The organism is Reticulibacter mediterranei (assembly GCF_016587455.1).
This window is the reverse complement of record NZ_BNJK01000003.1, coordinates 184,299-197,436: the sequence shown is the minus strand read 5'-3', so window position 1 is coordinate 197,436 and position 13,138 is coordinate 184,299. Positions and strand designations below refer to the sequence as shown.

13 protein-coding genes are annotated in these 13,138 nt (G+C 49.5%); 2 read left to right on the top strand and 11 right to left on the bottom strand.

Going from position 1 to position 13,138, the window contains the following annotated elements; translation table 11 throughout:
- Position 1: 1 nt before the first annotated feature.
- From K3T83_RS53775 to K3T83_RS53750, 6 genes are all read right to left on the bottom strand, one after another.
- Positions 2-712 carry a hypothetical protein gene (locus K3T83_RS53775; RefSeq protein ID WP_220211374.1) on the bottom strand — a complete coding sequence of 237 codons (711 nt, stop codon included), beginning with the start codon at positions 710-712 and terminating at the stop codon, positions 2-4.
- A 414-nt stretch (positions 713-1,126) separates the two neighbouring features.
- Entirely contained in the window at positions 1,127-2,221 is a 1,095-nt protein-coding gene (locus tag K3T83_RS53770) for a ParB/RepB/Spo0J family partition protein (RefSeq protein ID WP_220211373.1), read from the bottom strand.
- Positions 2,222-2,257: 36 nt separating this feature from the next.
- The gene (locus K3T83_RS53765; RefSeq protein ID WP_220211372.1) at positions 2,258-3,580 is read right to left on the bottom strand and encodes a ParA family protein; all 1,323 of its coding nucleotides are present in this window, start codon (positions 3,578-3,580) and stop codon (positions 2,258-2,260) included.
- Between the two features lie 671 nt (positions 3,581-4,251).
- Entirely contained in the window at positions 4,252-4,539 is a 288-nt protein-coding gene (locus tag K3T83_RS58505) for a transposase (RefSeq protein ID WP_220211371.1), read from the bottom strand.
- Positions 4,540-4,575: 36 nt separating this feature from the next.
- Positions 4,576-4,761 carry a transposase gene (locus tag K3T83_RS58500; protein WP_373324772.1) on the bottom strand — a complete coding sequence of 62 codons (186 nt, stop codon included), beginning with the start codon at positions 4,759-4,761 and terminating at the stop codon, positions 4,576-4,578.
- Complete coding sequence (locus K3T83_RS53750; RefSeq protein ID WP_220211369.1) at positions 4,694-5,119, bottom strand: IS5 family transposase; 426 nt, start codon at positions 5,117-5,119, stop codon at positions 4,694-4,696. The genes K3T83_RS58500 and K3T83_RS53750 overlap by 68 nt, the downstream gene beginning before the upstream one ends.
- Before the next feature lie 325 nt (positions 5,120-5,444).
- Here K3T83_RS53750 and K3T83_RS57555 point away from each other — a divergent pair, with 325 nt between their 5' ends.
- Both K3T83_RS57555 and K3T83_RS53740 read left to right on the top strand, forming a co-directional pair.
- Positions 5,445-5,831: a transposase gene (locus K3T83_RS57555; protein WP_220211368.1), complete on the top strand. Its 387-nt coding sequence runs from the start codon at positions 5,445-5,447 to the stop codon at positions 5,829-5,831.
- Positions 5,797-6,666 carry a transposase gene (locus K3T83_RS53740; RefSeq protein WP_220211367.1) on the top strand — a complete coding sequence of 290 codons (870 nt, stop codon included), beginning with the start codon at positions 5,797-5,799 and terminating at the stop codon, positions 6,664-6,666. The genes K3T83_RS57555 and K3T83_RS53740 overlap by 35 nt, the downstream gene beginning before the upstream one ends.
- Positions 6,667-6,912: 246 nt before the next feature.
- Here the strand turns inward: K3T83_RS53740 and K3T83_RS53735 are convergent, their stop codons facing one another.
- From K3T83_RS53735 to K3T83_RS53715, 5 genes are all read right to left on the bottom strand, one after another.
- Positions 6,913-8,535: a HEPN domain-containing protein gene (locus K3T83_RS53735; RefSeq protein WP_220211366.1), complete on the bottom strand. Its 1,623-nt coding sequence runs from the start codon at positions 8,533-8,535 to the stop codon at positions 6,913-6,915.
- Between the two features lie 356 nt (positions 8,536-8,891).
- Positions 8,892-9,653: a hypothetical protein gene (locus K3T83_RS53730; protein ID WP_220211365.1), complete on the bottom strand. Its 762-nt coding sequence runs from the start codon at positions 9,651-9,653 to the stop codon at positions 8,892-8,894.
- Between the two features lie 779 nt (positions 9,654-10,432).
- Entirely contained in the window at positions 10,433-10,792 is a 360-nt protein-coding gene (locus K3T83_RS53725) for a hypothetical protein (RefSeq protein ID WP_220211364.1), read from the bottom strand.
- A gap of 139 nt (positions 10,793-10,931) precedes the next feature.
- Entirely contained in the window at positions 10,932-11,666 is a 735-nt protein-coding gene (locus tag K3T83_RS53720) for a hypothetical protein (RefSeq protein WP_220211363.1), read from the bottom strand.
- A gap of 4 nt (positions 11,667-11,670) precedes the next feature.
- Positions 11,671-13,041, bottom strand: a complete 1,371-nt coding sequence (locus K3T83_RS53715; protein WP_220211362.1) for a hypothetical protein — start codon at positions 13,039-13,041, stop codon at positions 11,671-11,673.
- Positions 13,042-13,138 lie beyond the last annotated feature (97 nt).

The following is a 13,138-nucleotide window of genomic DNA, read 5'->3' as shown; positions in this document are numbered from 1 at the left end:
ATTATGGCATGTGAAAAAGGTTACTCAACTGTTGTTGGCTCTTCTCTAAGACGATCTCAGGTGAGAGCATATGTGCCTGTTGCGTGCCTGTGAAGAGTTCGATGAGCATTTCCCTCGTGATGACAGGTTCACCATTGTACCGAGGATGGGTTGTTCTCTGCAAGAGGTCTCCGATGCCGCGAAGAATGCCATCTTCAATTTCAGCATTGATGCACCCAAATCGCCGTGCAAATTGTCGCAGGCGTTCTTCTCCATAGCGCTCTGGAAGCGATGAGGTAGTATAGAAGGGCAAGTGAGAGGTCCTTTTGACGTCTTCTGCTCCAGTGGTGAGTGGTCGGTTTGTCAAGAGCGAATACGCCGTCACGTGCTGTTCCCTGGCTCGCACTTTCTCCTCACTTGCTTGGAGGCGTGCCATGATCTCTGTCATATCAGATTTGTTGAGCGACGGACGGGGGAAGCGGCTGGAATATTTGACTTGAACGAGAATATACCCTGGCTGTCCGTCATGTAGTACGTTCTTGATAGTGATATCCTGATCCACGTCTTCATAGCGCACAGTTCCGTCTGTGGCAAAACCGAGAAGCGTCTCAAGATCATCTTGTAGATGAGGTGCATCGTCGTATGCTTGAAAGGTATCAGCTTTGAGGCTTAAAGCGACCACGGTTTGATATAAAAAGCCACCTAATGCTGTCAAACCACCGTCTATACTCATATGCTCTTCTGCTTTCCTATGTACACAGAAAGGGATGCTTTTCGTATCTATGTGGAATTGTTTAGATATCATACCTGGAATACACCTCAGCGTCAACACGCTCAGCAAGACCTTCCCAGTTGAAGGTGCTGTGACACACAAGATAATAGAGTCGAACGGATTGTTCCTCATATGTTAGCACGAAGGACTTATCAGGAAGAGAGGACTTTTCACCAACGTCAGCCGTACGCACTATGATGTTCATCATCTGTGTAGAAACAGCCGTTTTTGCGTAAAGATTCTTTCAAGGGAGCGTGGAAGAGAGGCATGCCTGCTGAGAGGCTTCTTGAAAGGCAGTGATGCCTGTCGAGCAGTGATAAAGGGTACTTGTAATAGCTTGTCAATCACTGCTCGACGGACACCATGTTGGGCCTATCAGAGGGTTTCTGTAGGAGGCTGTTTGCTCTCCAGCAGCCGTGTTAATGTATGAAAAAGTTGACTGAGTTCTTTCACCTGTTGAATTTCCTCGGTCGGGATAGGATCACCATTTTGCAAGCGTTTCTGCAAGCGTTGAGCATACTTTTCTCCCTGGTTCTTCCAGGTGCCCAACTTGCTTTGTTCATGCAGAGCCTTGTTTTTTTCTTGTGTGGTTTGAGCAAGTGATCCAGAAACGTCATCGCGCCGTGCTTTTGAGGAAATGTCCTCGAGTCCTGAGCCAACCGCACCTTCCAGTTGAGCGCCTTCTTCTGCTTGTTTGTTCTCCTTGATAACTGATTGCTGTGCTTTATGCTGCCGCAAGGTTTCAATATGTGCAGGCACTTGCGAAACAGTTATTGCGTCAGCTAGCAAGTCTTGAATCACTTGCGCTCGAATATCGGCCTCGGGAACATTTCGCAGATCTCGTGCCGCTCGCCTGGTGTCTTTCTTGGTTTCAATCAAGTTTTGGATGTCTGGTGGATCATCAGCAAGTTGAAGAATTTCTCCGAATGTTCTGCGAGAGATTCCAAAGTAATCTGCTGCCTCCTCTTGGGTCCGGAAAACCTTTGCTTCCATCATGGCTTTGTAGGCGTAAGCATCATCGAGAATGGAGGTATCTTCTCGATCCTTATTCTCGCTAATTGGCAATTTTCTCATCTGCTCGTCAGTGAGATCATCCCGAATAAGAATGGGATAGCCAGAGAACCCTTCTATTCCCTCTTGATGGAGTTTGCGCGTGATCGCGATACGTCGGTGTCCATAGACTATCTGAACGTGTCCTGGTTTTTCTGGGTGGGGACGTCCAAGGATAACGGAAGTAATGCCCTCTCGACGCATGCTATTTTCGAGTTCTTCAAATTTTGCACCGCTCATATTTTTGCGATATTGAAACGGATTGGAATGAATCTGTTCTAGCGGGGTTAAAGGAACTGCATCAAAAGAGAGAGATTCAGTGTCCTTGACGATGGTTGCAGCAAGGTTCAGTGTTCCTCCACGACTACCAACACCACTTTTCCCCTGGAGGTAGCTTGCTGTTCTGACTGGTTTAGCCATAGCGTTTCCTTCTATCTATGTCTGACGAAAGGCAAATTAGGCGCGCTTGCGAGAAGCTGTGACCTCTTCGATTTTCTTTACTTGTTGTTTGGCTTGTTTCTTTTCTTTCCGTATCTGTGCTTCTTTCCGTATAGTATCTGCGATCTGGCTGACAACTTCTTGTGCCGGTCCGCCGATCACTGCCAACAGTTCTTCGAGGAGTAACCAGTAAGCACGCGCATAATCGCTCTCTTGTTGATCGAGTACGATTAACGACTGGTTGCTAATAGAGGTGACAACGGGAGAATTTCGCTTGATCTCTGTATTGAACACGCGCACAGCTCCTTCCCAGGAACGTAAATCTCGTGCGCCATCCTGGTGTAATTTCCAGGTAGATTGCACCTTATTGAGGATGATGCCCGCAAGTTTGAGATCTGGATTGGTTTGCCTTTGGGCTTGCTCGATGACATCGAGGAGTCCAACCATACCTTCTAAATCGAGTGTCTCAGGCGTGAGCGGAATGCAGACAAATTGTGCGGCATTCAAGGCGTTGATCGTTAATGATTGAATGCTCGGCGGGCAATCGATAAAGATGTAATCATAGTCAGATTGCAGACGATGAAGGGCATGTCGGAGTTGCCCTCCCCAATATTCATGTGCTTTTTTGAGGTCGGTATCAGCTTCACCTGCGCCTGCATTAATTGGAAGAAGATCCGGTCCAGGAGTTGACTCTGCGATGCGCTGCTGTAACAGTGTCCATACTTCTGCGTCAATGCGTTCTTGCGCCTGTTGCCAGGTCTCAGCAGTATAACGGCCTGTAGTCTCCTTTACAATGAGATCATTGATATATGTTTCGGTCTCATCAGCCTCAAAAGCCTGTTCATCGCAATAGTGCAGTGCTGCGGTTATTTTTTGTTGAATGCTATACCAGATGGTTGAGGCTGGAAACGGTCCTGCTGCTGCATTGTCAAGCAGATCTGGAGCAACAGCGCGGACAATTGTTTCGATTTGCTCCTGGGAAGACACCTTTCGCAGAACGATGTCTAATCCGTCTCCTGTGGGTTGGCGTGGGTCGAAGATGCGTCCTGATGAATCAACGAGTGTTTTTTTTAGCACGCGTTTCATGGGAGCACGTGGGCCAGAGAGCACATCTGGCTTATACTTCAACAGAATCGAATAGACACTTTCACCGATGGTGATGCGGTGATACCCATATAACAACCCGAGATGTCCCTGCGGATCCAAATCGATCCCCAACACTCGATACCCCAACCTTGCAAGCATTGCAATAAATATGGCGGTGAGGGTGGTCTTGCCAACACCTCCCTTCTCGTTCGCTAGAGCCGTGATAATTGCTTGCAAATTTTGTACAGTGGTCATGGTACTATGCATGGGACCATCAAGTGGTGAAACCCACGCGCTCCTTTCTTCGAGTCTTGGCACGAGGAAAACTCTCGCACTTCCGGTAACAAGTGACGAGCGCTGTTTGCGCTCATTTACCCTTGAAGTTAACCTCCAGGGTTGCATAACGACAATATTGATGAGTTAATGGCGCGCACGCGCCATTTTGATGCATCATACCATACTTTTTTTAAAATGGCGCGTGCGCGCCATTTTAAAAAAAACAACGGTCGTCCGACAATATTGATGAGTTAATGGCGCGTGCGCGCCATTTTTGGAAAAAGTATGGTATGCGTAAAATTGCAATCCAGAGTGCTGGCGTATCATTGCCGCCAATGTTACAACGAATGAAACGTTCAATATTCCCGCTGGTACAAACATTGGATTAGGATTCAGTAAACATTTCCCTGGCAATCCTTTGCCTGCCCAAAGTAGCGAGCGAGACTTTCAACCGTGGGAAGGAGATTACGGAAGATCAGGGAGCTTGCAAAGAAAAAGCTATGGAGCAGAGGTGGGAGTGTGCTCGTCTTGAACAATAAGAGGTGGAGGAGTGTGCCGTCTGGCAATTGCTATCCCACTATCCAGAGAGTTTGTAGGTCTTCTTGTTAAGAAGAGAAGAAAGAAAGCTCTTAGATAGTGTCGTACTCCCATCACGACGGGAGCGGTGGTGTGAGCCGGGTCAACATGCGAGCGCTGGCAGCGAGCATAATGAAGGCCTCGGAGCTTTGGGGCAAGCCCTCATGATCGCGACAGAGCCGACGGAAGCGCACGAGCAAGCTGAAGGTGCGCTCGACGACCCATCTTCTGGGCAGGGGACGAAACCCCGATGGGAAGAGCTTGCCCCAGTTCACCTCCTCACCTTCGGACACCAAGATCCCCCGTTTGGGGACCGTGAGCGCTTTGACGGTTTGCATCCTCCAGCCCAGGTTCACCTTCATCCACGTGACAAACTGTCCACCATAATGGCTATCGCCTCACACGAGAGCCATGCGAGGGAAGCTGTCTGCGAGTGGGGAGAGCAAGGCACGCGCTCCCTCCTGATCGGAGCGATGCGCCCCTGTGACTTTCACCGCCAGAACGTGGCCCTGCGTGTCAACTAGCAGGTGCCGCTTGCGCCCCCAGATTTTTTTTCCCCATGTCAAAGCCCTTCTCTGGGCCACGAACGGCGCTGGTTTTGATCGATTGGCTATCGATGACGGCGGCGCTGGGGTGAGGGTCTCGGCCTTCTTGCATCCGCATCTGCATCCGTAGGGTCTCTAAGACGCGATCCCAGACCCCTTCGCGTTGCCACTTGCGGAAATAGTGATGGGCGGTCTTACCATTGGGCAAGTCATGTGGCATTGCTCTCCATGGACATCCGGTGCGTAACACGTAAAGAATGCCATTAACGATTGCTCTTCGTTCGTGCAGATAAAACGCTGCATCTGCTTTGATTGCTGGAATGAGCGGCTCTAAGCATTCCCACTGTGCATCGGTCAGATCAGAAGGGTAGGCGCGCTGGATTGGCCCGTGAAACATGGCTCTGTCTCTTTCTCTTCAGAAAAAACAATACCATCGTTTTTCCTTCCACCAGCCTGTCCCAGAAGGTGGCTTGCTGTCAACGTGAACTATCTCTCTTTCATCAGCTCTTGCTGAGAAAGCTCTCCTGGCATCTTGCGCCCTGTTTTTTTCTCTTGCCCTTTACTCAAAGCTCGACTACGACTCATCCTCCTTCCCGATTTGATGGGAGTGCGACACTATCTTAGCTCGACTTTGTACAAATTTGCTAGAGAGGAAGGCAAAAGCCTACCCTTGAAGTAAGATAGAAGCTTACCAAAGCAAAATCTTCCACAAGGAGAAGCTCATGCCCCTTCCAGAAACTATTCTAACGGTTGTGGCCCCCTTTCGGCCACTGTTTACGGCTCCGACCTGGAGAAAATTGATGACCCTATTGACTGGAACGCTTTTGGCTCACGGACGACGGACGGTCTGTAGGGCTTTGCGCTTCAGCGGAGAACAGAACAACGAGCACTGGAGTCTGTACCATCAAGTGCTCAACCGTGCTCGCTGGTCTCCACTGGCAGCAAGCCAGTGTTTGCTGCTGCTCATCATAGAAACACTGCTTCCCCCGGGCGCTTGCATCCAGATCGTCATTGATGAGACCTTGGAACGACGATGGGGTCCTCAGATCAGCAAGCGAGGCAATTATCGCGATAGTGCACTCTCCAGCCGCAAGCGGGAAGTCGGGTAGCACCGGATTACGTTGGATCGTGATGGCGGTGGTCGTGACGCCTGCGTGGAGCAAGCAGCCCTGGTCGCTGCCCTTTCTGGTTGTGCTTTCCACGGCTCCCGCCTTCAGCGTACTCAAAGGCAAACGACACAAAACCATTGCCATGTGGGCCAGCCAGATGATCAGCCTGATGCATCGCTGGCTTCCGGATCGCGACATTGTCGTGCTGGGGGATGGGGCTTACAATTGTCTGGCATTGGGCTTGCAGGCAACGAAGCGCTCCGTGACCTTGATTACACCTGGTCAGTTGGATCACGCCTTTCACGACCCGCTTCTTCCCGCTGAGCACCGTCCCAAAGGAGGCAAGCCCAGAATCGTAGGCAAACGCCAGCCCAACCTGGATCAGGTCCTAGTTGATCCAAGCACCCAGTGGCAAGAGAACGAGGTCCAATGGTATGGGCAAGGTATCCGGGTGATCCAGTGGTGCAGCGGAACCGCATGGTGGCATCGTGCCAAACTCCCCCCATTGCCTATCCGCTGGGTGCTCGTCCGTGATCCCAGCGGCAAGTACGAGCCCAACGTGCTGGTGTGTAGCAATCCCAACTGGCAGGCGCTTCTCATCATTGCCACCTACATGAAGCGCTGGAGTCTGGAAGGCACCTTTGAGGAAGCGCGTGCGCATTTGGGCATCCAAACCCAGCGACAGTGGTCTGATCTTGCCATCGAGCGCACCACTCCACTGAGGCTCGTGTACCTACAGTTTGGTGACGTTGATGGGAACCCATCTGGCTGCTCACGCGCAGATCGTCGTCGAGCAGGCCGCTTGGTATCACAAATCTGCTGCCACCTTTCATGATGTTCTTGCCAGTGTGCGACGGCTGATCTGGAAACAGCAGAGCAGTCTGACATCCCCTTGCGCACCTGATGTTGGACTCCTCTCTCCTTCTGTGCTTGATCGGCTTCTCGATGCGGCCTGTTTTTAGTTGGAAATGTACAAAGTCGAGCTTAGAGAGTTTTCCATCGATAGCAACACACTCCACTTTCGGTTTTATCTCTAGTATACCATTCTCAAAATGTATTGGAGAGAAAAGGCACGTTTGGCTCACTGCGTTGCCTCATCAGACTCAAATCTTGGATGATATGAAACTCTCAGGCTTTCCACGATATAGGTATCTAACTCTGCGTTGATCTCTTTGAGTGTCTGTCCTCTGGCCTCGCGCAGAACATATTCCTTCAACACATTGCGGACGATATCTTGACACCATTGAACAAAATTATGAGGGTCGATCCCAATGCGCAGGTGCAATTTTTTGAGATCTTTTTCAAGATCAGTGAGGAGTCGCCCATTGTGGACAATGCCACTTCGGATGTCATACATCGCTTTAAGTAACCCCTGGCTTTGGCTTGGTTCCCACTTTCTCGTTGGGGCAAGGAGGGCAGTGCCCCGAAGAGAGAGTCTGTAGTTCAATTCATCTCGTAGATCTGCCAGCAACGAACTTTCAAGGGCAATCGTCAGGTCAATGATTTGCTCTTCGGGCAAATCCCGATGGTAGGATTGGTTGAAGTGCCTCAGAGCCACCGACATCTCTCCATAAAGCAAGGCTGAAGTTTTTCCTGATCGTAATCGATACAACGCGTTACTTAGTTCCTTCATCTCGGCAATGTCTTGTTCAGTAAGTACGTATGACAGAAAAGGAGAGAATGGAAATTGTCGAGCCTGTTGGGGACCTTTCAGTACATTCGCCAGACGTACTCCTTGCCACAAAACAGGCGTATGATACTTCTCATAGATTGCTGGTGCTCCAACGTCTCCTTTTTTGAGGAGACGTAGAGCTGTCACAATATCTCCCAGTTCGAGAAGGGCCTCTTGTTTCGCGGTGGTCAGGGTAAGATTGTCATCTTTAAGAAATGTATAGGTTCCAGAAAGTTTCCACGACAAGCTCATGAGGGTATGTGCATCCAAAGGTGGCTCTGAAAAGGGGAAATGCTGTGCATCATCATTCCATAATGCTGTTTTGTCTATTGGTGTTAGAGGGCGAAGGAAGAGATGTGGACCAAATGCTTGTTCTCCTGTGGCATCACAGGTAAAGTTGACCAGAGGAAACGTGATATCAGTGCGCTCAAGCTCGTCACTCCATAGAATGAGAAGCCGATGATAGTCTGCAAGAAGTTGCTCATCATTGACGCGTAACGAGGCTTCAAGAGAGGCCTCAAAATCGCCACCTTGACCATACGCCTGTCTGCAACTTTCGATCAAAGGAACAACGAGATCTAAGACAACGTGTTGTTGGGGAGAAAGTGACCCATCTTGTGGCACCTGTTCCGTTGTCCCTGCCTTTTTATTTTTTTGCAAAGAGGGAACTATTATGCCAGCTTGTAGGTGTCTTTGTACGCATTGCTGTGTTTCCTTCAGAGCAAGAAGATCTTGCACATGCTTTTGGAGGAGCATCGCATAATCAATGGTAAGCGCAGACCAACGCTGGTAGCCGTTTTCGTCAAAGGAGTGTGCAAGGTAGCCAAAAGTAGAGACGCCTTCTGTAGAACACCATTGCCTCATACAAGATAATGTATTGCGTGCAAACTGCAAATAGGACTGTTCGAGGTCATTGGATGAATCGTGTTCCTGATCTGGGATAGCATCGAGAGTAAACGATAATAGTTCTGACTGGTTCTCCTCGGTTCCACCATTTGCGACGGGTTGGTCGTTGTATTCGTCTGCCATCATGCTGTTTTGTTCCTCCTCTTCTGGGAGAGCAGGACGATCTCCTTTACCCACAGCAATGCGTCCTCCACGTAGTGAATTGGCATCGTTCTCAGAGCAGCTGCTCCCAGCGGTAATCTCATTTCGATATACTCTACCATGATCGTATTTAAATGTCACGATCTTCAGGCATGTTCTTCCAGTTCTGGCGAGGAACAAGGGAATCCCCTCTTCAGAAATTATTGCTCTGAAGAGGGGCTTGTGCTGTCTCTCAGTTTCTACCAGGGATATTTTGCGAGCATCATTGTTGCATACCTAGAGTTGTAGGAGTAAGAGCCTGGAACTGTCGGCTTTCTGGTAGAGAAAGAAGACGACCTTGGTCACGGCGTGCTTTTTTTGCGGCCTCTCTTGCGCTCCCGCTCGAAGTCTGGTTGCGCAAAATCATCACCTGTGAGTTGAATAGGTGCAAACGTACTCTTTCGTATCATCGTGTAGAGAGCACGCGCTTTTTGCTCCTCTAGTAAGAAGGGACGTGCAAATCTTCCAGGCTCGCTTGGGCCAAGATCTTTGTTGAGCGCTGTCAAGTTGACATTCAGCCGCTTCAGGAGTGGTCGGATATCAAGTAAGTTCCCATTGGCATCTTGTGGTTGAAAACTTTGGGCAGGATCAGCCTTCAAGGTGAAACGTCGGAAACCTTGTGCAACCATCTTGTCACTCAACTTATGTTGTTCCACCCAGGCGTAATGCTCTTTAAAGGCATCCTCTGAATCTGTGTTTGCTGGTGAATCATGACGGTTAATCTGGTTTGGCAGGGACCAGTACTGCTTTTCTGCGACAACGAAGACGAGATCGCACTTTAGCTGCGTATAATTCCCCCTCACGTCGGACGTGATCCAGAAGAGGATATCTCCTCTATCCACCTCTGGATGACCTTTCGGTTTACATTGAAAGCCGTCGCGCATCTGTCCCATATGACAATAGGTATGCAGAAACACCTTCTGCCAGATATAAGGATCCTGGTTGCCAGAAAAGTCATCGGAGTAGGCGTTGATTTCTTTCTCATTACGCAGTACTGTTGTTTTGACCAGGCCGTTACGAGATGTAGCGCTTTTTGTTTTATGATAGAGCAATCGCCCGTTCACATGTGCCTCTTCTTTTGCGTCATGTTCCCCCATTGTGAGGAGTGAAATGGTCACATAGCATCATGTCAGAAGAGAGGATATGCTTACCTCTCCAATTGTTTGCTGATTGTATCCCAACAATTGAAGAAAGACAAGTGCATCCTCTTTTTCGTCCTCTCCAGCTTTGTCAGGTAACTGTGTTTGATGTCGTTGTTTTCTCCTGTGTCTGAGAAGAGAGGCGAGGCAGAGGCATCTGTCACAGAGAGAGGCAAAATTGTATTACGGTGTTCAGACAGGCCTTTTGCTCTGGTGGTGCTGGGGATACCACTGAGCGAACAAACACATACGTATCACCCTCTCCGCAGCGTAGCAGGAGAAGCTACCCTGAGAGATGGGTCTGGAACGGTTGATTCTGAGCGCAGCAAGCTCAGGAGGCGGATGTGCCCGTGGGAGATGCCCATTGCCACAGATACCAGAGAGGATAATAAGGGATGAATTTCTTGAGGGCTGTAATGAGCAGCATTTGAGTGTCTTTTGAGAGCAACTGGAGCCCAGGCTGGCTGTGTAAACTGATGTGAAGCGAGACGAGATCATGCAGTGCGATGTGATCGTTGTAAAGGCGAACAAAAGGATATGCTGCTTGAAGGGCAAACATTTTTCCGGTTTGTTTGTTCTGTTGACAGGTATCTCCAATGGCTGCTTTCGATGTAGCGTGCTTTTTCGTCGAGAGCGTGAGGAGTTCCGCCAGTGTAGAGCGATGAGAGACATAGCTCAATAGGTCAAATAGTGTGTCTCTTTGTTCACCGGAACAAGAGCCAGAAGATGCCTTTGCAGATCCACTGGAGAAGCCAGAGCGATGTTCCCTTCAAAAGTAATACCCCTTCGCGATAGCGTGCATGCTGCTTGAGGATATGATGTCCTCGTTGGCAGAAGCGAATCATCCAGACGACCATACGGAAGCTGAGGAGGAAAAGGACGCCGCCTTCAAAAAAAGACATTCCAGTATGAATGAGCCAGGGAGCGATCAGCGCCCCGAACTGCAAGAGGACACCCAGGAGGAGGAAAGACATTCCTAACAGGATACATCCGATGAAAAGAAAACTCAGGAGTGATGTACGTATCATATGGGGAAGTGAAGGGCGGAAAAGAGTGGATCGCATAGGAGAACCTGCCTTTCGTTTTGGCTACCACACCTCCTCTCGGAAACCGTGTTGGTAGTATACTTGCATGTGCGCTCTATGGCGCGGTGCAAAATCCCGCTCAAGAGCGCACATGCTGTCTTGTTCCTCTCAGTGCTTTTTATTCATCAAACAATGAGCTAATCATATCCTCTGCACCAGGGGCTACATCTGTCAGAAGACCTCTTGGTGCAGGCTCTGGTTCGCCCGTAGGAGCCGGAGCCGTTCCAACTGGAAGAGATTGGAGCAGCGGAAGGAATTCTTCCTGAAGAGCAGCACGAATTTCTGCCTGAATAATTGGTTGAATGATCGTACGCAGCTCTATGCGTAGCAGGGAACGAATATCCTCAAGCGCTGCTATCTGCTCTTGGAGCATCTGAATCCGAATAGGCACTTGTCCATATGCTATTGAGAACTCAATAAGCCCGTTGAGATCATCGCGTAGTTCCCTGGCAAGCCGGTTTCCATCTCCATATATTCCCCGGGCATCATTGTCGTCTGCCGGGGAGAGGGCCGTTTCTACTCGACTCCCGCGATTGAAGACGCGACGGTAGACATCTGGCGCATATTCCAGGAGTTGCTGTGCAAGCTTCTCCACATTTGTAAGATTTTTGATGAGAAAGCGGGTATGCACGAGCTTAATACGATCATCTGAGAGGCTGTCCTCATCGGTAGGCTTTTTCGTGGTGGGAGATGCTCCAGTTGCTTGTTGTTCCTGGCCCCTGACGCGCCGACGCTTGGGTACAGTGCCTGATGATGAACCAGGCACTTGCTTTTGAGTCGCTTGGGCCGCTATATTGGAGGAGGAAGAGTGTGTCTCCCCTCCTCCTTTTGGGGACTTTCTCGCTGGAGCCATCGTATTACCTCAGCGCCTTCTTCCTGTTCTTCAAATTGTACAGACCGGCGAGACCAATGACATTTGCAAATTTGGGAAGTTGCGTCTCGTCGTCATAGGGTAGCGTCATGTAAAAATCCTGGGGACGTAGAAGATCAGTCATCTTCCCCACAATCTGATCGTGGAGATTAATAAACAGACCGCCATAAAACAGAAACAGGCTATCAAGCCTGGGATGGCGCGATGCCAATCCTGCAATGAGCTTGGTTCCATTGGTATCTTTAAAATGAGTGATGATTCGCTGTGCCTTTTCCGCATCGCCATCCTTGAGTTTTCTTCCTCCTAATTTGAACGTTCCTGTGCGGAGTGCTTCACGCGCTTCCGCGTCAGACATCACACCCAATTGGGGGAAATTCTTTGTCTTACGCAACTCGTTGGCTAATTCGCGTGCGAGAAACACTCCACCAATATTTTCGATCTTTTCCCCTTTCACGCGCATGCCTTTACCCTTTCCTACCCGAACCCCTTCGAGCAGATGAATGTCGAACCAGCCTCCGTCGAAGCCGGTGATCGCATCCGTCTCAACAAGACCAGCATTCCCCATAATATCCGTGTCTAATGCATAGATGGCCCCCCACGATTGAGGAAGGTGGGAATATTCGCGAATGTGGAGTTTTCTCTCCACAGGGCGCTCCCCCACTGTTTTGATCAGTGTGACCGGGCCAAGAAGTTCATCCAGAGCTAATTTCACTTCAGGTTTCAACCCCTGCCCCTGAGCCGTTTCTTCGTTCCTAACACCAATGCAAAGGCCGACGTTCTTTTCTTCAAAAGGATTTTCCTGATAATAGCCAGCAACTTCGAGAGCCTCAGCAATGCAGATCCGAAGGAAGAGCAGGTACTCTGCTTGGCTGAATCGTGCATCGGTTGGACCGGTGACCAGGGCTTCGGTGGCGTTGTCGCCGATATACACATCATCAGAATATTGTATTGGCAGCTCTCCACGTTTTCCGTCCAACTGTTCTCGTCGGTATTGTTCAGCTTGATAGTCATCATAAAACCGCTGTTGCCAAACTGGCGCATCTGATGTAGAGTAGATAGCCGACTTTAACGTCTGGAGCGTGGTAGTGGTTCCGCGCGTGATGAGGACACCATTCCGGTCCCAGAGTGCAATCTTTGCTTCGTTATTGCCAATGTCAATAATAACTTCGATATTCTGAACAGTATCCAGAACTGTCTTTCCATCGGGGGCAAGAATATCGTAATAGTAACTGGTTGGGACCACTAATCCATCCTTTTTCCAGGAACGACGCTCATAAGCAAGACCTAACATGGAGTCCGGCGGAAGACCCGCACTTTCCGCTTTTTTGCCAGGTTGCAGGTGAGGTAAGGGATTCATCGCTCTTTCTCCTTCGGTTTTTGGGGAGATTGTCCCCTCATGAGAGTACACTTTGATACAAGAAAATTTATCTTTGTATACTTTTATATCATATTTT

What these genes read in the sequence shown, in the direction of transcription:
- K3T83_RS53775 (WP_220211374.1), bottom strand. Translation starts at nt 712, where the DNA reads ATGAGTATAGACGGTGGTTTGACAGCATTAGGTGGCTTTTTATATCAA.
- K3T83_RS53765 (WP_220211372.1), bottom strand. Translation starts at nt 3,580, where the DNA reads ATGACCACTGTACAAAATTTGCAAGCAATTATCACGGCTCTAGCGAAC.
- K3T83_RS53750 (WP_220211369.1), bottom strand. Translation starts at nt 5,119, where the DNA reads ATGTTTCACGGGCCAATCCAGCGCGCCTACCCTTCTGATCTGACCGAT.
- K3T83_RS53720 (WP_220211363.1), bottom strand. Translation starts at nt 11,666, where the DNA reads ATGGCTCCAGCGAGAAAGTCCCCAAAAGGAGGAGGGGAGACACACTCT.
- K3T83_RS57555 (WP_220211368.1), top strand. Translation starts at nt 5,445, where the DNA reads ATGCCCCTTCCAGAAACTATTCTAACGGTTGTGGCCCCCTTTCGGCCA.
- K3T83_RS53725 (WP_220211364.1), bottom strand. Translation starts at nt 10,792, where the DNA reads ATGCGATCCACTCTTTTCCGCCCTTCACTTCCCCATATGATACGTACA.
- K3T83_RS53770 (WP_220211373.1), bottom strand. Translation starts at nt 2,221, where the DNA reads ATGGCTAAACCAGTCAGAACAGCAAGCTACCTCCAGGGGAAAAGTGGT.
- K3T83_RS58505 (WP_220211371.1), bottom strand. Translation starts at nt 4,539, where the DNA reads ATGAAGGTGAACCTGGGCTGGAGGATGCAAACCGTCAAAGCGCTCACG.
- K3T83_RS53715 (WP_220211362.1), bottom strand. Translation starts at nt 13,041, where the DNA reads ATGAATCCCTTACCTCACCTGCAACCTGGCAAAAAAGCGGAAAGTGCG.
- K3T83_RS53735 (WP_220211366.1), bottom strand. Translation starts at nt 8,535, where the DNA reads ATGATGGCAGACGAATACAACGACCAACCCGTCGCAAATGGTGGAACC.